General features: G+C 66.2%; 13 protein-coding genes. 8 read left to right on the forward strand and 5 right to left on the reverse strand.

All coding sequences use genetic code 11. The annotated features are described in order from the left end of the window. The first annotated feature begins 422 nt into the window (after positions 1–422). The 3 genes from RT051_RS06460 to RT051_RS06470 are packed head-to-tail and all read left to right on the forward strand — an operon-like array spanning position 423 to position 3417. Positions 423–1118 (forward strand): response regulator, encoded by a 696-nt coding sequence (locus tag RT051_RS06460; protein ID WP_313073889.1) that lies wholly within the window; start codon positions 423–425, stop codon positions 1116–1118. Next, positions 1115–2584: an ATP-binding protein gene (locus RT051_RS06465; protein WP_313073894.1), complete on the forward strand. Its 1470-nt coding sequence runs from the start codon at positions 1115–1117 to the stop codon at positions 2582–2584. The genes RT051_RS06460 and RT051_RS06465 overlap by 4 nt, the downstream gene beginning before the upstream one ends. Next, the gene (locus RT051_RS06470) at positions 2581–3417 is read left to right on the forward strand and encodes a TlpA disulfide reductase family protein (RefSeq protein ID WP_313073898.1); all 837 of its coding nucleotides are present in this window, start codon (positions 2581–2583) and stop codon (positions 3415–3417) included. Before RT051_RS06465 ends, RT051_RS06470 begins: the two co-directional genes overlap by 4 nt. A 115-nt stretch (positions 3418–3532) precedes the next feature. Here the strand turns inward: RT051_RS06470 and RT051_RS06475 are convergent, their stop codons facing one another. Next, positions 3533–4129 carry a hypothetical protein gene (locus RT051_RS06475; protein ID WP_313073901.1) on the reverse strand — a complete coding sequence of 199 codons (597 nt, stop codon included), beginning with the start codon at positions 4127–4129 and terminating at the stop codon, positions 3533–3535. A 69-nt stretch (positions 4130–4198) separates the two neighbouring features. Further along, positions 4199–8443 (reverse strand): response regulator, encoded by a 4245-nt coding sequence (locus RT051_RS06480; RefSeq protein WP_313073904.1) that lies wholly within the window; start codon positions 8441–8443, stop codon positions 4199–4201. A gap of 268 nt (positions 8444–8711) precedes the next feature. Here RT051_RS06480 and RT051_RS06485 point away from each other — a divergent pair, with 268 nt between their 5' ends. Together RT051_RS06485 and RT051_RS06490 are read left to right on the forward strand one after the other, a co-directional pair. Further along, positions 8712–9002: a GNAT family N-acetyltransferase gene (locus RT051_RS06485; RefSeq protein ID WP_313073907.1), complete on the forward strand. Its 291-nt coding sequence runs from the start codon at positions 8712–8714 to the stop codon at positions 9000–9002. Between the two features lie 37 nt (positions 9003–9039). Continuing rightward, positions 9040–9999, forward strand: coding sequence for an NAD(P)/FAD-dependent oxidoreductase (locus tag RT051_RS06490; protein ID WP_313073910.1), 960 nt, complete (start codon positions 9040–9042; stop codon positions 9997–9999). Between the two features lie 395 nt (positions 10000–10394). Here the strand turns inward: RT051_RS06490 and RT051_RS06495 are convergent, their stop codons facing one another. From RT051_RS06495 to RT051_RS06505, 3 genes are read right to left on the reverse strand one after another with little or no spacing between them, the layout of a single operon-like run. Continuing rightward, positions 10395–12659 (reverse strand): DEAD/DEAH box helicase, encoded by a 2265-nt coding sequence (locus tag RT051_RS06495; RefSeq protein ID WP_313073913.1) that lies wholly within the window; start codon positions 12657–12659, stop codon positions 10395–10397. 18 nt (positions 12660–12677) lie between these two features. After that, positions 12678–13982 (reverse strand): ATP-binding protein, encoded by a 1305-nt coding sequence (locus RT051_RS06500; RefSeq protein WP_313073916.1) that lies wholly within the window; start codon positions 13980–13982, stop codon positions 12678–12680. Then, a complete protein-coding gene (locus RT051_RS06505) occupies positions 13979–16324 on the reverse strand; it encodes a TerB N-terminal domain-containing protein (RefSeq protein WP_313073919.1) in 2346 nt (781 codons plus the stop codon). Before RT051_RS06505 ends, RT051_RS06500 begins: the two co-directional genes overlap by 4 nt. 413 nt (positions 16325–16737) lie before the next feature. On the opposite strand from RT051_RS06505, the gene RT051_RS06510 reads away from it, so the two are divergent. The 3 genes from RT051_RS06510 to RT051_RS06520 are packed head-to-tail and all read left to right on the forward strand — an operon-like array spanning position 16738 to position 24313. Beyond that, positions 16738–18084: a hypothetical protein gene (locus tag RT051_RS06510; protein WP_313073922.1), complete on the forward strand. Its 1347-nt coding sequence runs from the start codon at positions 16738–16740 to the stop codon at positions 18082–18084. Then, on the forward strand, positions 18081–21530 hold the full coding sequence (locus tag RT051_RS06515) for an ATP-binding protein (RefSeq protein ID WP_313073925.1): 3450 nt from the start codon (positions 18081–18083) through the stop codon (positions 21528–21530). Before RT051_RS06510 ends, RT051_RS06515 begins: the two co-directional genes overlap by 4 nt. Continuing rightward, positions 21530–24313 carry an RNaseH domain-containing protein gene (locus RT051_RS06520; protein WP_313073928.1) on the forward strand — a complete coding sequence of 928 codons (2784 nt, stop codon included), beginning with the start codon at positions 21530–21532 and terminating at the stop codon, positions 24311–24313. The genes RT051_RS06515 and RT051_RS06520 overlap by 1 nt, the downstream gene beginning before the upstream one ends. Positions 24314–24323: the final 10 nt, after the last annotated feature.

The following is a 24323-nucleotide window of genomic DNA, read 5'->3' on the forward strand; positions in this document are numbered from 1 at the left end:
CAGCGCGGCTGGCCCCCACCCCTGCCCTCCCCCAGAGGGGGAGGGAGTAAGAAAGAAAGAGAGAGGGGAAGGGAAAGAACACGCCCAGATGGGCTGAAATGCGAGGCCGAGCGAAGCGTCGGCCCGACTCGCCCCTCCAACCCCCCTTTGCCCGTACCGAGGAGCACAGGGCGGGCGGCGGGCGCGTGAGCCGCAGGCACACGCGCCCGCCGACCGCCCGAGCACCGCAGGCTGCCCCAACGCGCAGCGTTGGGGATACGGGCAGCGGGGGCGCGCTTCTTTTGCCTACTTTTCTTGCGCGGGCAAGAAAAGTAGGTCGCCCGCCGGGGCGAGTCCCGGCCCCCCACGCCCAAACCAACCCCAACATCAAAACCAGCACCAAACCAGCCACAAGAACAAACCAAAAGGCATCATCCCCCTTCATGCATATCCTGATCGTCGAAGACAACGCCCTCGTCGCCAGCGGCATCCGCACCGGCCTGCATCTGCACGGCCTGCAAGCCGACGTCGCCGGCACCGCCGCCGACGCCCAGGCGCACCTGGACGCGCGCGCTTACGACGCCTGCGTGCTCGACCTGGGCCTGCCCGACGGCGACGGCCTGGCCCTGCTGCGCCGCTGGCGCGCGGCGGGTGAAGGCCTGCCGGTGCTCATCCTGACCGCGCGCGGCGCGCTGGAGGACAAGATCGCCGGCTTTCAGGAAGGCACGGACGACTACCTGACCAAGCCCTTTGACCTGCAAGAACTGGCCCTGCGCCTGCAGGCGCTGGTGCGCCGCGCCGGCGGGCGGGCCAGTGACCGGGTGCGCCTGGGCGAATGCGAAATCGACATGGCCAGCGGCGCCGTCTGGCGGGCGGGCGAACCAGTGGAGCTGCCCCGGCGCGAATGGTTGTTGCTGGCCGCGCTGGTGCAGGCCGGCGGACGGGTGCTGAGCACGGCGCAGCTGCACGACAGCCTCTATGGGCTGGATGAAGAGGTGGGCAGCAACACCGTGAACGTGCACGTGCACCACCTGCGCAGGAAACTCGGCGCCGACCTGATCGACACCGTGCGCGGCCTGGGCTTTCGCCTGGGGGCGCGCCACCACCCGCCGGCGCCCCCGCCGCCCGCCGCGCCATGAACGCCAGCCTGCCTCCGCGCCTGAAAAGCCTGCGCCTGCGCCTAGTGCTGGGCTTGGCGCTGGCCAGCAGCGTGCTGTGGGGAGGCGTCGCGGCCTGGCGCATCAACAGCCTGCAGCACGAGATCAACACCATGCTCGACGAGCGCCTGGTGGCCTCGGCACGCATGGTGGCCAGCATCGTGCAGCAGCTGCAGCCGGCCGCGCCGGACGGCCCGCCGCCCGCGCAGCAGCAGCAGCAGCAAGTCCAGGACCAGGTGCACTCGGTCATCGGCCGCGACGGCGTGGCCTGCGAGGTGAGCCTGGCGCGCAGCGAGGTCGAGGTGCTGCCGCTGGCGCGCACCGGCGGGGCGCCGGCGCAGTCCACGCTGGGCGAGCCCGGCTTCAAGGAGATCACCAAGGGCGGCAAGGCCTGGCGCACCTACGTGCTGGCCGAGGGCGAGCTGCGCGTGGCCACCTCCGACCCGCTGCCGCAGCGCCAGCAGCTGGTGCGCGCCGCCGTGCTGGCGCTGGCCCTGCCCTTTGCACTGGCGCTGGCCTGCGTCTGGCTGCTGGTGTGGTGGGTGGCCACGCTGGGCCTGCGCCCGCTCGGGCAGCTGCAGCGCGAACTGCTGGCGCGCACGCCCCAGTCCACCGAGCCGGTGCGCGCCGGCCAGGACACGCGCGAGCTGAGCCCGCTGGTGGCCAGCCTGAACGCGCTGCTGGAGCGCACGCGCAGCACCCTGGAGCACGAACGCCGCTGGACGGCCGACGCCGCCCACGAGCTGCGCACGCCGCTCACCGCCATCAAGACCCAGGTGCAGGTCGCGCAGCTGGCGCTGGCCGCGCCCGGGCGCGGGGCCGTCGCGCACGAGGCGCTGGCAGGTGCACTGCAAGGCATTACCCACATGCACGGCACGCTGGAGCAGCTGCTGCAGCTGGCCCGGCTGGAGGGCGCGGGCGGCGCCGGCGCGGACGGCGCCCGGGGCAGCGCCATCGTGCAGGCCTTCGAGCTGGCGGTGCAACAGTCGCGCCAGCGCGCGCAGGACGAGGGGCGCAGCGCCGCGGCCGTGGCCGTGCGCTGCGAGCCCGAGCCACCGGCCTGGCAGCACGCCAGCCTGCCCGTGCCGGCGGCGCTGCTGACCAGCGCCATCGGCAATCTGCTGGACAACGCCCTGCGCCACCACCAGGGCGAGGCGCCGGTCGAATGCACGCTGGCGCTGCACGCGGCCGGGGCTGGCGGCGGGGCCGCCGTCGAGGTCTGCATCCGCGACCAGGGGCCGGGCCTGAGCGAAGACGAATGCGCGCAGGCCACCCAGCGCTTCTGGCGCAAGGGTGCCAGCAGCAGCGCCGGCAGCGGCCTGGGCCTGACGATCGCCCGACGCATCGCCGAGAGCGGGGGCGGCACGCTGACGCTGGCGCCCGCGCAGCCCGGGCTGCGCGCCTGCCTGCGCTGGCCCCTGGCGCACTTCCGCCAGCCAAGGCCATGACGGGCGACGCCCAGGTGCTGACGCTCGGCCCGCTGGTCCTGCCCTGGGCCGGCGTGGTGCTGCTGCTGGCCTGGCTGGCCGGCAGCACGGTGCACGACCGCAGCGCCGCGCGCGCCGGGCTGCCGCCCGGCCCGCATGCCTGGGGCGTGGCGCTGGCGGCACTGGCCGCTGCGCGGCTGGCCTTCGTGCTGCGCTACGCCGGCGCGTATGCGGCCGAACCCTGGGCGGCCCTGGACATCCGGGACGGCGGCTGGTCGCCCGCGTGGGGCCTGGCGGCCGCCGGTGCCTACGTGCTGCTGCTGTGGCTGCGGCGCAATGCCTGGCGCCGCGCCGTGGGCCTGGGCACGGGAGTGGGCATGGCGCTGTGGCTGGCAGGCAGCGCCGCGCTGCACCTGGCCCAGCCCGGCGCCCGCGCCCCGCTGCCGGCCTGGCAGGGTGTGGCGCTCGACGCCAGCACCGTGCGGCTGCCGGCGCTGCAGGGGCGGCCCGTGGTCATCAATCTGTGGGCCAGCTGGTGCCCGCCCTGCCGGCGCGAAATGCCGGTGCTGCTGAGTGCGCAGCAGACGCACCCCGGAGTGCGCTTTCTGTGGGTCAACCAGGGCGAGTCGCCCGAGGTGGCGGCCGGCTTTGCCGCCGCGCAGGGCCTGCCCGTGGCCGACGTGGTGCTGGACCAGGCAGGGCAGCTGGGCCGCCTGCTGGGCCACCGGGCCCTGCCGACCACGCTGTTCTATGACGCTGCAGGGCGCCTGGCCCTGGTGCGTAGCGGCGAACTGTCGGCCGGGACACTGGCCCAGCACCTGGAGGCGATGGGCGCCGGGCTATCCAAAGAATAGCGCCACCTCCGCGTCAGCCCGCGTTCTACGCCACAAATGACCCAAAAGTGTCCGGCTGGCACTGGGTTATTGCTTCATTTTCAGTAGCAAAAGCAACCGGAGCCGCTGGAGCCGCTCATTTTGCCCCGCCCCCGAATTGCTCCAGCAGCCCGCCCCGCGAGCCCTGCAGGCCCACGCCTTCGCCGCCGGCGGCCTGCACCGCGCCGAGGAACTGCGCCATGGCCTCGGAGGCCCGACTGCGCTCTTCGCCGCTGAAGATGGACTCATCCACCTGCATGCCATTGGCGGTGTACACGCGCATCCAGGTGCGGGTGCCGTGGGCGATCTGGTCCACCAGGCGCAGCGGCACGTCAAACCCCGTCAGTGCGTAGCCCGGCGGCTGCGCCATGCCGGCGCCGGGCGTGGCCAGCGGCACGCGCAGGCGCACCACCTCCGAGCCCCCGACGTGCACGTCGGCGCCCGTCACCGCGGCCTGGCCGGGCAGGCCGATGCCGAGCACGGCCTGGCTCTTCTTCTCGCTGGTCCAGGACGCCGCCAGCACCGGGCAGCGGGTGCCCCCGGTGCATGCCAGCCGCTCGGGCGCGACGGACACGGTCCGGACGCCCCCGGCCGCCTCCTGCCGCTGCACGTCGGGCACGAGGGATTGGCGGCTGGCGCAGCCGGACAGCACCACCAGCGTGGCGGCAAGCGGGAGGGCGAGAAAACGGATCATGGAATCTTTCCAGCGGCTGGGAGATTTGCAGGGACGGGACCCGCGATTGTCGCCGCCGGCCCGCCCCGTTCACTGCATGGCCAGCTCCAGGGCCCTGACCAGCTCCCGTTCATCGTACGGCTTGGGCAGGTGCACGGGCCGGGGGCCCGGGTGCGCGTCCATCACGGCGGGTGCGAGGTCATACCCCGAGGCAAAGACGACGCGCAGCTGCGGCAGGCGGCAGCCGGCCTCAGCGGCCAGCTCGATGCCCGAGCGGCCGGGCAGGCTGATGTCCGTGAGCAGCACATCGACGGGGTGCGCCTGCAGCAGCGCGAGCGCGCTGGCCGCATCGCCCGCCGTCAGCACCGCATGCCCCAGGTCCGTCAGGATGTCGGCGGTGATCAGGCGGATCATCTCCTCGTCCTCGACCAGCAGCACCCGCAGGCCCGGCGGCGCCGGCGGCTGCGCGGGCACGGCGGGCAGCTGCTGCGCCCGGGCCTGCTCCAGCACCTGCACCTGCTGCTGGCCGCGCAGCACGTGGCGCACCTTGCGCGCGAGTTCTTCGCGGGTATAGGGCTTGCTGAGCAGCTCCACGCCCGCGTCCAGCCGCCCGCCGTGCACGATGGCGTTTTGCGTGTAGCCCGAGGTGAACAGCACCGCGATGCCCGGCACCCGCTCGCGCGCCTTGCGCGCCAGCTCCGGGCTGCGCAGCGTGCCGGGCATGACCACGTCGGTGAACAGCAGGTCGATGGGCACGCCGCTTTCCACGACCACCAGCGCGCTGTCGGCGTCCCGCGCCTTGAGCACGCGGTAGCCCAGGTCGGAGAGCATCTCGACCACCGTGGCACGCACGCCCTCGTCGTCCTCGACGACCAGTACCGTCTCGGTGCCGCCCACCGCGGGCCCGGTGCGCGTGTCGATGGCGACGTCCTCCTGCTGGTGGGCGCGCGGCAGGTAGATGCGCACCGTGGTGCCATGACCGGGCTCGCTGTAGAGCTTGATGTGCCCGCCGGACTGCTTGACGAAGCCATACACCATGGACAGGCCCAGCCCCGTGCCCTGCCCTTCGGGCTTGGTCGTGAAGAACGGCTCGAACACGTGCTCGATCACCTCCGCGGGAATGCCCGAGCCGGTGTCGGTCACGGCCAACACGACGTACTGCCCGGGCGTCACGTCGGTGTGGCGCAGGGCGTAGTCGTCGTCCAGCAGGGCGTTGCCGGCCTCGATGGTCAGCCGGCCGTGGCCCTTCATGGCGTCGCGGGCGTTGATGGCCAGGTTGAGAAGGGCGTTTTCGACCTGCGCCGTATCGATGAACGCGTTCCACAGGCCTCCGGCGATCACCGTCTCGATCTCGATGCTCTCGCCCAGGGCGCGGCGGAACATGTCGTCCATGTCGCGGATGAGCCGCCCCAGGTTGACGACCTTGGGCGCCAGCGGCTGGCGCCGCCCGAAGGCCAGCAGCTGCGAGGCCAGCTTGGAGCCGCGCGAGACCCCCGTGAGCGCGTTGCGCAGGCGCAGCTCGGCACGCTCGTGCCCGGCCAGGTCCTTTTGCAGCAGCTGCAGGTTGCCGCCGATGACCTGCAGCAGATTATTGAAGTCGTGCGCCACGCCGCCCGTGAGCTTGCCCACCGCCTCCATCTTCTGCGCCTGGCGCAGCTGCTCCTCGGCGTGCCGCAGGGCTTCGGCCTGGGCTTTCGCGGCCGTCACGTCGCGGGCGGTGCAGTACAGCAGCCCGCCCTCGGGCACGGCCGTCCAGGACAGCCAGTGGTAGGAGCCGTCGCGCGCGCGAAACCGATTCTCGAAATCGAGGGTCGTGGCGCCGTCGGCCAGCTGCGCCACCTCCGTGCGCGTCTTGACGCGGTCGTCGGGGTGCTCCAGCCACTCGGTCGTCCTGCCAACGAGCTCCTCCTCGCTCCAGCCCAGCAATGCCGTCCACGCCGGGTTGACGCTCTGCCAGACACCCTGCGCATCGGCCACGCCCAGCAGGTCCTTGCTCAGGCGCCAGATGCGGTCGCGCTCCTGCGTGCGTGCCTCCACGCGCCGCTCCAGGTCCGCCGTGATCTCGCGCCGCAGCCGCGCCAGCTTCAGGTTCGACTCCACCCGGGCGAGCAGCTCGCGCGGCGAGAAAGGCTTGACCAGATAGTCGTCTGCGCCGGCGCTCAGCCCCTCGACGCTCGCCTCCTCGCCGGCGCGGGCCGACAGGGCGATCACGGGCAGGTCCTGCAGGGCCGGGTCGCTGCGGATGGCGCGCATCAGGCCGAAGCCGTCCAGGCGCGGCATCATGATGTCGGTCAGCACCAGGTCGGGGCGGCGCGCGCGGATGGCTTCGAGTGCGGCCTGGCCGTCGGCCACCGCCTCCACTTCGTGGCGCCCCGACAGCAGCCGTCGGACGTAGTGGCGCATGTCGGAGTTGTCGTCGGCCAGCAGGACGCGCGCCCGCTCGCCGGGCGCTTGCGGCTCCTCCGCCAGCTCCGACACCACGCCGTCAAGCACCCCGGCGGCGGGCTCAGCGCCCGGCAGCCAGTGCAGGGCTTCATCCACATAGACGCGCGCGCGCCCGGCAGACCAGCCGAGCGCGCGCTCTTCGTGGACCTGGTCCGCCGCCAGGTGCCGCGTGCCGAAGGGAATGGTGACGGTGAAGGCGGTGCCGCGCCCCTCCTCGCTCGCCACCTCGATGGTGCCCCCATGCAGCTTGACCAGCTCGTGCACCAGCGCCAGACCGATGCCGCTGCCCTCGAAGCTGCGCCCGCGCGCGCCGTCGATGCGATGGAAGCGCTCGAACATGCGCGGCAGCTCATGGGCAGGAATGCCCGTGCCGGTGTCGCGCACCGTGAGGGTAGCCGCGCCGGCCGCCGGCGCCACGCTGACCGTGATCTGCCCGTCGAAGGTGAACTTGAAGGCGTTGGAGACAAGGTTCAGCACGACCTTCTCCCACATCTCGCGGTCGACGAAGACGGGCTCGGGCAGCGCCGGGCATTCCACGACCAGCTCGAGCCCGGCCTTCTCTGTGGCCGAGCGGAAGTTGCTCGCCAGCTCGGCCGTGAGCGTGGCCAGGTCCGTCGCCTCGAACCGTGCCTTGGCGCGCCCGGCCTCGATGCGCGAGAACTCCAGCAGCGTGTTGACCAGCTTGAGCAGGCGCAGGCCATTGCGGTGGGCGATCTCCACGCGCTCGCGCTCGTCTTCGGGCAGGCGCCCGGCCTGCGCCAGGGATTCCTCCAGCGGGCCCAGCATCAGGGTCAGCGGCGTGCGGAACTCGTGGCTGACGTTGGAGAAGAACAGCGTCTTGGCCTGGTCGATGGCAGCCAGCGCTTCGGCCCGCTTGCGCTCCTCTTCGAAGACCTCCACGTTGGCGATGGCGGCGGCGATCTGCCCCGTCAGCAGCGCGAGGAAGCCGCGGTAATCCGGGTCGAACTGGCGAAACGGGTTCAACCCGACGATCAGCACCCCCGCCTGCCCAGCCTCGCCCGACGGGGCGAGGGGCAGCGCCACGGCCTGCGTGGGCGGCAGATGCCAGGCGCCGGTCGGCAGGTCGGCAAACCGGGCCGCAAGACCGGGCACGACGCGCATCTCCTGCTCGCGCAACACCTCGGCAAGCGGCCAGGGGGAGGGCCCATCAAGGGCCACGGACGCAGGTGCCGCCGCGTGCCCGCTGACGATGCCGGCCGCAGCCGCCAGCGTCATGGCGCTGCCATCGGGCTCAGCCAGGTAGAGCAGCGCGAAGGGCAGGTCGTGCCCATTGGTCGCCAGCGCCGCCGCACTGCGCTGGCACACCTGCTCGCACGTTCGTGCGTTCACGATGCGCAAGGACAGGTCATGCAGCAGCCCCAGCTGGCGCTCGGTGATCACCCGGCGGGTGTCGTCCGTGTTGGCGCAGATGATGCCGCCCGGGCTGCCGTCATCGTCGGGAATCGGGCTGTAGGAGAAGGTGTAGTAGGTTTCCTCGGGGTAGCCGTTGCGCTCCATGATCAGGAGCTGCTCCTCGACATAGATGCCGCTCACGCCGCCCATCGCCGACTCCAGCATGGGGCCGATCTCGTTCCAGATCTCGCGCCACACCTGCGAGACCGGGCGCCCCAGCGCCCACGGATGCCTGCCGCCGATGATGGATTTGTACGGGTCGTTGTACAGGTAGATCAGCTCCTTGCCCCAGCCGATCCAGATCGGCTGGCGCGACGTCAGCATGATGCCGACCGCCGTCTTGAGGCTCTGCGGCCACGCGTGCGCCGGCCCCAGTGGCGTCGCAGCCCAGTCGCGGGCACGCATGAGGGCCGCCAGCTCTCCGCCTGCGGACAGGCAGGGTGGAACAGTGGCGTCTGGCTGGGGACTGGGGGGCATGACGGAGTGGTCCACGCGGTTGCCTGCGGCTTCGGGGTTTGGGAAGGCGGAATTATCGACTTCCGGCCTCCAACCGGGCTTTGCCTGCCCGCATTCCCGGCTGCTCGCGCCCCCATCGCGCAACACAGCCGGGCGCGCCAGCCCGGCCACCGCCCGGGCTCCACTTCACACGTGGCCGCGCCGCCGTGCACACCGCCGCCGCTGTACATTGCGCCCTGCAGACACCCTTCGCCCAGCCCCGCACCGCCACGTCATCAGGAGCCATGCCATGAGCCACTACGCCGTGACCGACAACCCGCAGCGCGGCCGCTACGAGGCCCGTGGCGACGACGGCACGCTTGCCGGGTTCGCCGACTATCGGCGCACCGGCGACACGCTGACACTGCCGCACACGGTGGTGCAGCCCGAGTTCGAGGGCCGGGGTGTCGGCTCCCGGCTTGCGCGCCACGCTTTCGACACGGCCCGGCGCGAAGGTCTGCGAGTGCGCCCGGAATGCAGCTTCATGGCCGGCTGGGCCGAACGGCACCCGGAGTTCCAGAACCTGGTGCAAGGCGCCTAGCACCCTGCCCTGCACGCCGCCCACCGTTGGAGACGCCATGCCGACCCATCCTGCTTCCTCCCGCTCCGGCGCCAGCGGCGCCGATGCGTCTGCAGGGCCGGCCGCCGCGGCCCCGCCCGCCGAAGTCGATGCCGTCATCATCGGCGGCGGCCCGGCCGGGCTGACGGCGGCGCTCTACCTCGCGCGCTTTCGCCGCTCGGTGCTGCTGCTGGACGCGGCGCAGAGCCGGCTGTCCAAGATCCCGCGCTCGCACAACTATCCGGGGTTTGCCGAAGGCGTCACCGGCACCGACCTGCTGGCGATGCTGCGCGAACAGACCTTGCGCTACCCCGTCCATGCCGTGACGGCCTACGTGGACACCGTGGAGCGGCGCGGCGACGGCTTCGAGGTCGGCTGGGCCGGCGGCTCGGCGCGCGCGCGGCAGGTGCTGCTGGCCACTGGGGTCACCGACATCCCGCCGGCCATGCCCTACGTGCTGGAGGCGCTACGCGCCGGCGTGCTGCGCTATTGCCCGGTGTGCGACGGCTACGAGGCCATCGACCAGGCCGTCGGCGTCATTGCCGACGGTGAGGCCGGCGTGGGAGAGGCCCTCTACCTGCGGCACTTCACGCCGCACATCACGCTGTTCATGGAACAGGGCGCGGCCGCGCTGGACGAAGGCGCGCGGCGCCGGCTGGCCGAAGCCGGCATCGCCTGGGCCGACGAGCCGATCGACAGCATCCGGCACTGGGAAGAGCGCATCACGGTGCGCCACGGCCAGCGCGAAACGGTCTGCGACTCGCTCTATTGCGCACTGGGCCTGGACATCCATGCCTCGCTGGCACGGCGGCTGGGCGCCCGGACCAATGACGACGGCTATCTGGTGATCGACGACCACCACGCCACCACCGTGCCCGGCCTGTGGGCTGCCGGAGACGTGTCGCAAGGCCTGAACCAGATCACCGTTGCGATGGCCGGGGGCGCAATCGCCGCTGCGGCGATGCATCGGCGGCTGTGAGCGCGCCCTGTCGTGTGGTGGTTCACTCCCACTCGGTCATCAATGAGACTCGCAAGTCCTCATGGTTAAAGGGATTTGCGGTGATCGAAATGGGGCCTTACCGTCGCTTTTACCGTCTGCATCGGACACCTTTTGCTGGCGCGGGAGATGGCCCGATTGGCGGCTCATTGACACTTCCTCGACCCGATTGTCAATCACGATATATCTTAGCGCGCTTCATCCAGCCTTGGAACGATCGAGTTTTCTCTCGCTTACGGCACCACCCCAAGTGCCCTTGCTGCCTACTCGGTCCCGCCCAAGACGGCATCAGCGGCACGCGGTCAGAAATCTTGCGGCATCGCCGCTACTCGGGATTCAGGTAAACGCAAAATATCTGAAATACAACTAAACGACTGCTACGCTGCACTAGCCGCGCCCCCCTCATCCACCCGACTCAACGGTGACTCACGGCTATGGAATGCCTGATCACCAGGAAGTGCCCTCGCCCAGGAGAGAGCCTCTTCAAGGTTCAGGTACAGACTTGCATACGCCTTGCGCAGAAGTTCATCGGGCAACGCCCAATCCCACTTCTCGCGCTGTAGGTTGCGGACATCGGCCAGAAGCATGTCGAGCGGCGGAGGCTCATCCACCGCCGCATCGATAAGGGCATCGACGATGCTCTCGACACCCGAATCCCCCTTAGCGACTTCGATGCCCGGACCGGCCGCATTCGCCGAATAGCCTCGCCGGCGGAGCAGGCAAGCCAGCGCTTCGTTGGCGGCATCCCCGAGCCAGGTCAGCAGCACTACATCCCGCCCCTGGTCAATCACGAAGTCATTCGCTAGGTTTCGTACGGCGTAGTTCGCCCTGCCCTCGGCCAGGAACCGCTTGGCCACTTCATCCAGAAACGGCGGCACATCGGAGGACTCGAACAATTGGCGCATTCGCTGGTGAACGCGTGTGTGCGTGCGCCCGGCTCCGCCCGAAAACAACGGCGGCGCTCCGCCACCAGAGCGGACGACAAATATGGTTTTTTGCTCCTCGTCGATGTCTTCCACCAGCCAGGTCCTGCCGGCAAACAGAATGCGCTGGCCCACACTGAGCATCTGCGATACCGGCAAAGTGCCGAGCGTTTTCCCACCGCAGACAATGCGAAACTCCTCATCAGCGGCAAACGCGGCATAGAACGTGTAATGGTTGACGAACTTCTCGCCGATACGGCCATGCAGCAAGAGACCGCTGGACTCCTGCATCAGCAGTTCTTTCTGGCCGAGATGGCGAACGAGTTCAACAAACTCCCCTTTGTCCAGCCCAACAAATGGAGTTCCGGAAGCACAGAACATCGCATAGAGCTGCCCGATGGAAGCCCCACCGTTCTGCGCCACATAGGACAGCATTTGTTGAACCAGCGTCGACAGATGAACGCCATGCGCCATGGGTGGCTCAAACCAGCCTTCCAGCAGCAGCGAGATCATCGCCGTCACCTTCACCGTCTCCAGCCGGAGTTCGTCGGCGAGTGAGGGCTTCCCGCCAAGCGCGTTCTCCACGCTGTAGCCTCGCAAGATGGCCGGTTCCCCCTTACGACGGCCAGATCGCCCCAGGCGCTGTCGCAAGCTGGCCACCGAAGGCGGCGGGCCGATCTGGGCCACGCTCCTGACGGCACCAATGTCGATGCCCAACTCCAGCGTGTTGGTGCAGATGGCCGTCGCCGGGAACTCCTTCTGCTTCAGGGCAGCCTCGGTCTCCGCCCGTATCTCTTTGGACAGGCTGCCGTGGTGCGGCCAGAACTCGTTCGGCACCTTTTGTTGCTCGCACAGTCTGTTGAGAAGGTGCGTGTAGCGCTCGACCTCACGGCGAGAGTTCGGGAAGACCAGGTTGTTCGTGCCGCGCAAACCCTGGAAAAGATGCAAGGCGATCTTCGCTGGTGTGACGGATTCCAACTCCTCGTCGCCATCCTCATTGCGCACGGCCAAGGGCTCCTCATACCCTTTGACCAGGACTCTCAGTTCACTGTGCGAAGATTTCGACTCCACCAGGGCGACCGATACTCCCTGTCCCGGACGCAGGAAATCGGCTGCCAGGCGCATGTCGCCCAGTGTTGCCGAAAGACCTACGCGCGGCGCCTGGCGCCCGATGACCCGCTCGATACGGTGCATCAGGGATTGAAGCTGTTTGCCACGCTCTGAACCGATGAAGGCGTGAAGCTCGTCGACAACGAAGAACGCCAGCCGGTCGAACACTGCACCGATTGACGTGCCGCGATGGCACAACATTGCCTCCAGTGATTCCGGCGTGATGAGCAACACCCCTTGCCGTTTCGCCAGGAAGCGCGCCTTGGCCGAGGAAGAAATGTCGCCATGCCAGGGCCAGACTGGGGCCTCCAGTTGCTCGCACAGTCGGTCGAGGCGCCCAAACTGGTCGTTGATGAGCGCTTTGAGCGGACTGATGTAGACGATGAGCCCCATCGGCTCCGCCTGAAGCAGATGCGTCAACGCCGGCAGAAATGCCGCCTCCGTCTTGCCGGCGGCAGTGGCGGCTGCCACGATGACGTCCCGGTCCGCCTTGACGATCAACGGAATAGCTGCCTCCTGGGCATCTCTCAGCGACTCCCAGCCTTCGGCCCATATGAAGCGCTGGATGCGCTCGTCGAGCAGGAAGAAGGAAGCGCTGTCGCCGGACATGTGTTCAGGCCGAGACCGTCACATCTTGAACGAGGCGAATTCATCGCTGTCGTCCGCGTCAACCTGCTGATCGGCCACACCGCCGGTGTCCGCAGCGACCTCTATGCCGCCCAGCAAGTCCTGCCATGCCGCGCCAGGGTTCTGTTCGAGCACGGCAAGCATGTTGATAAAGGCTGTGATGGTCGTCCGCGGCGTTCGGAAATACGTATCGCCGATGCGTTTGGAGCAATGCTCCATGAAGCTGAAGATACCTTGGTCCGGCACGAGAAACTTGTCGGCCTCGCCGAAGGCATAGACGAAACGAATCTTCTGCAGCAGGACGTAGAAGTCCTCGGGCGTAAGGCTCGACAGCCGGACCACCGGTCCGCTGAAGTCGACCAGTCCATCCGAGGCGAAGGTGTTCTGCACCAGGCGACTCTGCAAGGCCGGATAGCTGTAGAGTCCCCGCCGGGTGTCCAGCAGAAATTCGGGTGTCCCGCCCAGGACAAACCCAAGGCCCACGGCCGTGCCTTGCAGCGAGTCGTTGAGGATGCGCAGGATTTGTTCGTAGTTCGCATTGCGGGCCTGCGTGTTGGCCAGCTTGTAGAGATTGACCAGTTCATCCAGGCCGACCAGCAGGCCCGCGAAGCCGGCCAGGCGCACGAAGCGCGCCATGAGCTTGAGCTGGTCATAGACCTCGGAATCGTCGACGATGCTCCGCACGCCGAGCGCCTGCCTGGCATCTGTCTTGGTGGCGAATTCCCCCCGCAGCCAGCGGATGGCATCGGACTTCAGCTTCTCGTTGCCCTCTTCATAGCCACGACAGTATGCCGCGATGACATCCGCGAAATCGTAGCCATTCACCAGCTCAGTCAATTGGTCGAGCTTCTGGCGCAAGAGCGCCTCGGTCGATTGGCCCGACGCCTTGGCCTCCGTCTTGGTCGTAGCGATGAACTTCTCGACGATGCCCGCCAGCGCACCCCCATCCGGTTTCGTTCGGGTCGACAGGTTGCGCATGAGTTCGGCGTAGAGGGAGCGGACCTGACCGCCGCTGGCGTGAAGACGCCGATCCGGGTTCAGGTCGGCCGTCGCCACCACGAGCTTCTTCTCCAGTGCCACGGCACGCACCAGGTTCAGAAAGAAGGTCTTGCCAGCGCCGTACTCACCGATGACGACACGGAATGCCGAGCCCCCATCAGCGATGCGGGCGATATCGGCTACCAGCGTCTCGATTTCCCGGGCACGGCCGACCTGAATGAGGTGCTGGCCGCTGCGGGGCACAACACCCGCGCGCAACGATTGGATGACCGCATCACGGTCTCTGGGGCGGATCGGTGCGTTCATGCTTCCAGCTTCTCCAATAGTTCAGGGTTCACGGTCACGACATCCTCGCCTTCGGTGAACGGTACGTCGTGCAGGTCGAAGGCCGCCTCATTGAGGGTTTCAATGGCGCCGTCGAGCATCAGGTCCAGATCTGCTGCTGCATCGCCAAGTTCGTCCTTCGTCCACTCCGGCCGCGACAGCAGCAGGCGTGCGAGCGCACTGTGCGCCTCGTCCAGGCCAAGCAGTCCAGGTGGCGTCGGCTCCACATCACCTTCAGGCTCGGGTTCGGCGAACACCGGCTCGGGCGGGCTCTCTTCTTTGAAGATACCCGACAGCAGTGCTGATACGGCCTCGGTGTCCTTCTGGAGGGCGGCAATGCGTGCGGGATCGAGCTTGAACCCCGTTTCCTCGACCTTCGCGGTAGCCGCCGCCGTTGGTTTTGCCCCCGCAGCCACTGCATGCACGTCGGAAAACACCTTCTTGGGTTCGACGCCGAGAGCCTTGTAGACCTTCTCCAGCATCTTCACTTCTGTCGGCGACACATTTCCATCGGACTGCGCAACCGTGGCCATGAAGGTGGCTATGGTCTCCTTAGCGCCAGCGTCCAGCGGCTCCAGCTTCTTTCTGAGCGTGGTCAGCGATGCCGGCGTCGTCATCAGCAGACGTAGGTGCGCCAGAAGCCTGCGGACATGGTTCGGCGTGAGATGCGCCCAGGACTGCACCTGCGCCCGGAGATACCCCATTTCCTCGACACTGAACTCGCCATCAGCCGCAGCCACGGCCGATGCCAAATCCAGCGTCAACGCGGCGGCTTGATAGTCCGGCGTCGATCGGCTGGTGACCTCTCCTGGCGGAACGGAGAACAGCACGACCTTCTCGTCCGCCTTGGGCAGCTTGGCCCCACCCAAGACATCGGGCTCGATGCCGATGTTCAAGGATTCGAGAGCTCGCGCCAACGCCAGCGTTCGGTCCCTCGTCAGCGTCGTCTTCGCATCCAGGCTGCCAAGCAGTTCCTGGAACGACATGGCGATCATCCCCTCGCCCATACGCGCTTTCAGGGCGTGCAAGGCCTTCTGGGCACCTTCGGGCCACAACGCGGCGGGCAATTGCAGCAGCCCCTCCAGCGCATGCCTGGAATCCGGGTTCCGCCCCACATAGCGGCTGAACGGCTCCAGTTCCTTCGTGGCCGCCTCAACAACCTGGCGCAGCTTGTTGATGGGCCCTGTAAGGACCGTGACGTCGGGCGTGTTCCCAAAGGACAGGCTCAAATCCGTGTACCCGCGAAAGCCGGCGGAGGCTGGTCGGTGAACCAGCTTGATCTTGGTCTTGTTCCTGGGAAGAACCAAGCCCTCCCCAAACGTCTCGTGGTACTTGGATACGAACAGCTTGTCGAACTCCTCCGCGCAACGCGTTGCCGGTGTTCGCAGGTAGCTGGTCGGATCCAGCTTGGCCCAGGCCAGTGCCAGTTGCGCTGGCACCGGCACACCATCCACCGCCGCCTGCCCCAGGGCGACACGGATGTAGAGCGGCAGCTCGTAGGTCTTGGGAAAACTCGGAATGGGCTTGAGATAGGCTTTCTCGGGGTGCTCGGCCAACGAGACCCAATCGAGCAGCGAACCGGCGTAGCTTTGGAATGAGCCCGACTTGGCGCCATAGATGTCCAGCAGCCGACGCAGCTCTGCCGCAATCGTGGGCCAATCGCCCTTGGCCGCCTCGTCCTTCGAGGCATCCAGAATGGCGCGACGCTCCAACCCGTAGAAGAAGATGAAGACGTACCCGACATCCGCCTCGGGATCCTGCCTGCCGCCCGCCAGCCAATTCAGGTAGGCACGCCGGGCGGAAGGCGAAATCTCCGAGTAGCTCGGCCAGTAACCCATCTGCCGCTCTGTGTAGTCGCCATGCGACGCAACAGACTTCGATGGGTCGATGAGACACGGATCATTGCCACCCATGGGCGTCGGCAACGACGTACCAACATAGACCAGGCCACCGGAAATCAAGATACCACCGACTTCTATCGTTTCTCCAGCAGGGATCCAGGCACCAGGACCGAAACGCTTGGGCGCTGCCGGAATGCGAAACGACGGTGCGGCAGGCGCCGGGCTCGCCGCGACCGGTACAGGCTGTTGCTCATCCGAGAGCCGGCTGGCCACGCGGGAATTGACCACGGGACTCGACACAACCGGTGCGCGACTCTCGGGACGAGGGACAGCGGGAGCGGGAGGAGCGGCCTCCTGTGGGGCAGCTTGCGCACTGCCCTTGGACTTGAGATAGAGATAGATGCCGACGCCAACGGCGGCGAGTACTCCAACCCCGATCCAGACCTCGCGCGGAATGGCGGCCAGTAGCACCAGCAGCCCCACGACGACTGCGCCAATTCCCCCTCCGGCCCCCGCTTTCTTCCGCCTCGCCATGCTTTGCACCCTCCTACCGCTGCAAACAATCGTTACGAATATTGTGCACGGCAATCAGGAACACCCTACTTCCTTACTCGTATTTGGGAAGGAGCGCGATCTTGATATGGCGTAACCAATGAACACCTTCAATGAGCTTATGAGCTAATGGGAGGTCTAGACAAATCTATATTCAGATATCAGAATACAAATTCAAATATCGCCCACCAGTAATTGTGATATCGATACTGCCCCAGACGCTCCTGAAACTGTCTACATGGAACGGGTCCCTTGAAGACCTCGCCGCAACGGCAGGGCAGTTGCTGCTCGAGCAGGGCAGTTGGCAAGGACATCCTCTGCGAGCACCCACTCGATCCGTGGTCGTGGACTACCGCAACGTGGGCATCATCGCCCCTGCGCTGCGCAAGCGCTATCAGTGGCGCCACTTGGTGCAATTGGTTGTGGCTTGCGTGCTCGTACAGCTCGGCCAGACGCGAAAGTCAGTGAGCAAGCGCATGCAGTCGCTGGCGCCGACCGAGCTTGTTGCTTTGCTTGAGCACGCATCTTCAGAAAACGCCTCGCCGCCCGGACCACATGCACCATCAGTGACCGTTGACGAGTCGCGGACGCTGGAGCTGGCGCACGAGGCCGTTCCATTGTTGGCGGCCGGGCTCGCGGAACATTTCCGGCGCGCACGCGCGGGGCAACCTCTCGTGCACGACGCTGCCATGTCCCCCTGGCTGCGCGCTGCGATGCTGCGCCTGGCCAGCCTGTATGTCCTCTACGGCCGACCGGTGCAGGCCGATGGCGCCCACACACTCGTGGCCAACAGTACGCTGCCCCTGCGCGAGCGCGAATGGGACTTGCCCGTCTTCGACACTCCGGGGTTCCGCTTTCATGGCGTTCGGTTGCTGGACCCTGGCGCGAGGCTGCCGACCATCGAGTGCATCGACCTAGCACGTCAGACCGCGTCTGAACTCGACCTGAAGGAGCAGCAGGCCTTCGCTCAACTGGAATCCGCATGCGACCTGTTCGGCTCGCGTGGCAGCGAGGTGTACTCGGCGCTGCGCGAATTCATTACGCGCCACCCGATCAGCTCGGCCGCGGAGCAGCGCCGTTTTCTCGAGGCCGGCAATCTTCAGCTTGCGGCCCCTTTTTTGGCCTCTTGCTACGAGCAAGTTCAGCCACATCACCTTGTCAAAGGCGGTTTATTCCGATGCGCAACGTGTGGGGCGCCTTTGATCGAGTCCACGGTCGATGCACATGTGAGCTGCACAGTCCGGCAGTGCAAAGCCTTTGAGTCGCCGGTGCCGCGAGAGCTCGCACGCGCAGTCACGCTACAAGACGCACTGATCGTCAAGGCACACATCTTGGTGTACTGGTGTGGTCCTGGCCAGGACGAGATTGCCCTGTACGACACGGCGACAACTGAGCCTTCTGGATTGGATGCCGCGCTGTACCCAGGCCGTGACCGATGCGATTTGAGCCTTGACGCCGAAGGCACTGGCATCGACGTCAAGAGCCACGCAAATCCTTTTGTCCTTGCCGCTAGTCTCAATCGCAGCCTTGGTGGTCTCGAGCTCTACACCACGAAGGTCATCGCCATCAACGACCAAGCGCTGTCGCACTTCCCCGACTACTTGGATATCTTGCGCCGGGAGTGCAACCGGCATGACGTCGAGTTCACATCCGTGAGCGCCCTGCGGCGTGATTTGAGGGCCAGGGCATGATCGCTGAGCGCCTAAAGGCCTTGCAATTGCACCGCCTGGATCTGCTGGCGGGCTTCTTCTTTCACGAGCTGGGAGTCAGGTCGCTGCAAAACGCGCCGGCGCTCCTGATGGGCTTTCGCAGCGTCGCGCGCACGCCCTTGCTGCGTGAGCGCGAGACAGAACTCGACAACCTTCGCCGCGCGTGCAGCGGCTTGTCAACGCTTGCCGCTCTGAAAGGGGCAGCTGTTCGCTATAACGACATTTCGCTGGCGTCGGGGCACCGACGGCTGTTTCGGATTGACGAACGGACCTTGGCAATCAAACCGCAGTTCGACATCGTTGCGCCGGAGCTCAGCGAAGCCCTATCCGCCCTGAAAGTGCCCCATGTACCCCAGCCCCATGGCATGACACTGGCTCGGCCAGACAAGCCCATAGCGATCCATGTGCAATTTGCCGGGGAGTCGCGCCGCTACGCCGTCCAGTCTCTTCCCTCCAGCCTGCCGCCACCGACGAGACACGACGCCGAGCGCCCTACGCGGCGTCCGATCATGGTGAGCTGGTCGGACCTCATCAATGAGGCACGGGAGATGGATGCGATCGATGAACGCCTGCATGTCGCACGTCGAGGCAACTGGGCCCAGCGCCTACAAGCCGTAGCATTGCAAAGCGTTGACGCTGACGGTGAGTTCAAGGTGGAGGGTGAGCTGGCGCTGGACGGGCTGAAGCACCTGATCGGCCTGCCAGGCGCTGGCAAGACGACGCTGCTGATGTGTCTGCTGCGCTATCTGGGAGTGCGTGGCATCAAGGCTGCCGTCTTCTTCCCGTCGATCGAGGTGTGTCGTCAGTACCTCGAGGACTTGTGCCGCTACGGTGTCGCCGCAGGCCTACTAGTGGGTCAGTCACGCGACACCCGATTGCGTCACGCGCACAAGCTTGCCGAGGCGTTGGCAACAGACGACCCCCTGCGAGGGTTCTGCACGACAACGGCCAGCGCGGCATTGTTCGAGGGCGTCTGCGCCCTGCCCGCCCTGACATCCGCGCCCAGCGCAGCCTTCGCTATCGCTGACAGCTTTTGCTCACGCATTTGGCAGCGCCGTACAGCGGAACCGAGTGACGATGCCGAAGGCAAGGACCTCGAGCGCCGGCTGTGCCCAGTGTGGTCGCTTTGCGGTTTCACACGGGCACCGCGTGAGCTGCCAACTGCCAGCGTTTGGTTGGGCCACATCCTCTCGGCAGACACTCAAGTTCCTCGTCAGACCACGGCACTCGACGAGCGCTACTTCGACCTTATCGCGCGTGTCTTCGATGTCGTGATCTTCGATGAGGCCGACCGAGCGCAACAAGACCTGGATCGCGGCGGGATTGCCGAACTTAGCCTCTCGGGTCACGACAGGTCATTTCATCGCCAAGTGCAGCGCGGCACGCTGCAACCCATCGCCTCGGGACAGAATGCAGTGCTGCATGGCGTCGACTATGCTCAGTTGGCCATCGAGATCGCCGAGTTCGAGAAGCTCAATGTCGCTCTGACGCACGCCGTCCTACGCCTCACGGACGATCTGCGCAAGGCGTTTGACGGGTTGCTGATGTCTCCGCTTCGCATCATCGGTGATTGGCTCTCGCCCAAACGTCTTAGCACTCTGGCGGACGATCTCGGTGCTGACCCTCAGGCGCAAGCCAAGGATGCACTGTGCGAACTGTGGGAGGGTGCGGCCATTCGCGCGTTTCAGCTACGTGGCGCCCGCTCGGGCAGCGTTGCCGCAGCGCCGGACGCCATCGCCCGTACCGCCAACGCATTTGGCCTGTCGATCGAGCGCGCTGCGGCTTTACACGACGAGCTCTCGAAGTCGATGTCCGATTGGCTGGCCGAGTCGAGCCTGCAGGAGCTAGCAGGGTTGACCAAGCGCATCGCGGAACAGTTGCACGAAGTCCGGCGAACCTCCAGCGACGCGGAGGCACAGCAGCTCGTCGGTCTGCTGTTGCCGGTGACCTTCACCATCCTCAGCTACCGCCGCCTGTCGCCTCGGCTCAATGACATGATCGATCAGGGGCTACTCGATCCCGTGCGTGTCGACGAGCTCGTGTCCAAGGCTCTCTTGCTGGCCTCTCCAGACAACATCCTCGGGTCTTTGAGCGGCGTGCGCTTCTTTTCAACGCCGTCGCCGCGTGACCCGCTGGGACGCGCCGTCGATTTGCAGTTGCAATACGTGGTGTTCGCCGGCACGCCTCGGCTGCTCATGTATCGGATGCACGAATGGATCAAGCGCGCAGACGGCACGCGCGACGGTCCTGCGGTGTTGCTGACCAGCGCCACCAGCTTTCTCCCCCCAAGTCCGGCACACCATGTCGCAGTTGCGCCCCACTATGTGCTGCAGCGCTTGCGCCCGGAGCGTGAAGACGCGCCCGATTCCTACTACGAATTCCGCCCCATCCGAGACGGCCAAGCCGCGGATGCTCCCTTTCTTCGCTTCAGCGGGGAGCGCTCCGAGACCGTTCGCATGGCCAATCTGGAAAAGATGGCGCTAGCACTGCTCGATGGCGGGCCAATCAACTCGCAGCTGGCGCGAGACTGCGCTAAATTCGATCCACGGGATGGCGTGCCGCGCAAAGCTGCCTTTGTGGTGAACAGCTACGACCAGGCACGGCGCCTGAAGCACTTCATCGATCTGCGCCTGCCGGCCTGGCGGGACAAGGTCGTCGCTGTCGTCGATGATCTGCCCGACTTCGGACTCACGACAGGCTATGTGACCTCCTCTCGCGTCGAGAGTCTGGGCGACGACGACCGCTGGCAGGTACTGATCTTTCCGCCCGGGGCCCTCGGACGAGGTACGAACGTTGTGTTCACCACAGGGCCCAGGCAGCGTGACGCGGCGATCGGCACCCTGTACTTCTTGACCCGACCTCATCCAACGCCTCACGACATGAGCCTGCCGGTGAGCATGGCTGCGAAGGCAACGCTCGACTTCGATCTGCGCCAGGACGATTCCACGTCGCTCGAACAGCTCGGCCGCCGGTGGCTTGGCGCACGCCGGCAGGCTTATCAGCAGATCGGCCGATTGCTCCGCCGGCCTCTGTACGCGCGCGGGCTAGGCAAGTTGTTCGAGCCCTTCACGGCAAATATCGCCGTGAACCTGATGCAGACGATTGGACGAGCCATGCGCAATGGCTGCCCGGTGCAGTGCTTCTTCGTCGATCGAGCGTGGGCCGAAAAGACCTCGCGGGGCGAACTGGACAATGAAACGAGCAGCATGCTCGTCCAGCTACGCGTCATCCTAGAAAAGGGTGTGTCCTCCGACGACCCGAGGGAAGCTGCGCTCTACCAGGCTCTGTACGGCGCGTTCCTGCGACCGCTGACAGACATCCACGGCTTGAACGTGGCCCCGGTGCTTGAGGACACTTCGGTGGAAGAGGAATGGCACGACAACCCGTTATGGGCGGCCGATGCCCCATTGAAAGGGGAGGAAACTTGATGAAAGCCATTTCGCGCGATGCGGCATTCGCCATGGAATTTGCTGATGACACCACGCCGCTGACGCGCAACGTCGTCGCGGTATCGTGGACCGTTGATGCGCTCAGGGTGCTCAAGCAAATCCGCGATGAAGCAACAACACGTGCGCAAGAAGAAGACGAAGAGGCATTCCTTCATCTACCGTACGCGCACCTTCGTGCCCAGTTGCATTTGCAGATCGACGCCTGGGTTGGCATCGATGACGACATCGGCTTGCGTTCCCTGTACGTGCCGTCGAATTCGGCGGCCGCCCCCGAGGCCTGGGGCTATCTGGTAAGTGCCGATGCGCGCGCAGACCTGCAGAAGATCAAAGATGCGTTCGCGACATGGTCGGAAGGCGTCTTGGCGCGCTACTGCGAGTCACGCGGGGCCTATGCTCCCGGAGTCGCCGCGTTGCGGCGGCTGGGCCAAGAAGATCGGATCGTCCGCACCACTCCATCAAGGGTCCAGATATTTCCCTGGGGCAGGATGCCCCAAGCCAAGTCCGGCACGCCCACGCCATTTGATGTCACGGCCGGGGTGTTGGCTGCCCACCTGGCCGGTCAGGAACTCTTCCCTGGACTCGGTCCGGTAGTGCGCGTGGTCGGAGGCCCTGAGCACAACAGTGCAGAAGTCATGACGCGGCCGCACATGGCTGCGGGCGGCCGCTTCAGCCTAGTGTGTGAGCTCAGCGTGCAGACGCTACCTGGCTCCACCAAGCCGTTGATCTATTGCGAGTTCAAGCGCCGCCGCTGGGCCGATGGCCTGAAGAGCGGCTACACCGTGAGTTCGTCGATTCGAGGGTTCGTCCTGCCGCACGCGATGCGGCCGCAAAGTGCCTACCGCTTCAGCGTGATGCGCCAGCGAGCCGGGAAGTGGATAACCGACCTCGGCTACCAACAGTACGAATATGCCTTCAACTTGGTCCCTGGACACGAAAACGAGGGCGTCTTCACCTACCCAAGCGAAGAGGCAGCCAGCGTCCTGGTCATGCTCAAGCCCGAGGTGACCGAACAGCACCACTCCAAGCTGCAAGCCGGCGTTCCGCTGGTCGACCAGGCGGACGCGTTCGAGCGGATCTCTGCGGTGCTTGGCGAACTAGGCCTGCGTCCCTTCACCGATTTCAGCACAGCCAAAGCAGTGACCGTGAAGGCCCCGCCCTTGGCGATGCTTAAGGCTGAGGTCACGCTCGGGCGCCTGCTCGATCGCCACGAGCACGACGATGATGAGGCGCCACCCGGTAAGGCACTCGAGGCCATCACGTCAGTTTCCCCTGACCGCTGGTTCAAGGCGGACGTTCCTGCCCCCGATGCCGAACGCGACAGGGTGGTCGCGGCGGTTCGCACGCTGACTGCAGATACGGCATATATAGCCGACACATCCCGTCATCAGCTCTATGTGGTCACTCAAACACCCGAGGACGTCGAATGGATCAAGACCACGGCAGCAGCCATGCTGGGCGACGTCATCAAGGTGTTAAGCGTGCCATTGCCAGCAAATACCCACGGCCCCATGCAGAACTTCACCGAAGGCCGGCGCAAGCAGCGCTTCGACGCACGTGTGCGCGAGTGGCTCAAGTTCGGCGAGAGCCTCAAGCTGGGACCCCGCTCGATGGTGCTGGTCCAGGCGCCCATGTTCTATAAGGTCGAGGGCGACAAGTTCAAACCCGACGACAACGTCAACAAGCTTGCGGCGCGCAAGGCGCTCGGCAGCCTGGGTTGTACCGTCCAGTATCTGCTGCCTAGCGAGCACGGTCGCGTCGACAAGTTCCTGCCGCGTGTGCAGGCCGCGCTTCTCGACCTGGTGTTCGGCCACGCAGGCTCGGTCTGGGGCCTGAAGCAAGCCGGTGAGGCATGCTTCACGGGATCAGTGTCGCCCCCACGTTGGGTCGGTGCAGTGAGTTCACTGGTCGTGCAGTCCGAATGGTTCCGCGACCGTGCGCAGTCCGTGTTCGTCGCCACCCGCATGGACTGCGAGACCGGTCAGGCTTGGGTGCGTTTCGCCCATCAGACGGCCGAGATCGTGCAGACGGACTGGATGCGCTTCGACGAGGGGGCCAAATACCTGGCATCCACCCGAATGGAATTGCCAGCCCCTTGGGCCGCAAAGCGCGAGCTGCTCGCGCAGTTCTTCCAAAGCACCTTCGACGACATGGTCGCCGTCGATCCAAACGCCGTGGTCTTCATCGACTCGACTCGAGCTGCTCGACTGGCTTCGTGGTTGTCTGATTCGGGCATGCGCGAGACCTCGCGCCAAGTGGCGCCAGGTGTGTTGACCGCGCAGCGCTGGCCCACCTTGCGCTTGATCCGGATTCGTGAGCAGGCCCCGACGATCGGCCAAGAGAAGATCTTCGGCGTTTCCAACGGGGCAGAGGCGCCGCTGCGTACCTGGACATCCACGCCCCGCCTGTTTCGGGTCAGTGGCGCTTCAGCGCCGACCTTCTGGTCACTGGCCAGGCCCGGGACACATCACAAGCGGGGGGCAAGCTGCTACCGAGAGATGCTGCTGCCGAACAGCAATCAAACAGAGGACAACCCAAAAGCGTTCGTCCCCTTTCCTGCACAGCCCGACAAGCAGCATCTGAACTCCCGGGCCGTGGAGGTCGTCATCCTGCAGAAGCAGGCCGACGACGACGAGGTGCAACTCGCCTCGTTCGCGCAGCATTTGCGGGCCGGCTTGTTGACGGCACGCAATGAGCGCTGGGTCACGGCCCCTACCCCGCTGCGCATCATCGACAAGCTCACCGAGTACATGAGGGGCGGTTGACGATATCGCG

It is taken from the genome of Melaminivora sp. (assembly GCF_032059615.1).
Taxonomy (GTDB): domain Bacteria; phylum Pseudomonadota; class Gammaproteobacteria; order Burkholderiales; family Burkholderiaceae_C; genus Melaminivora.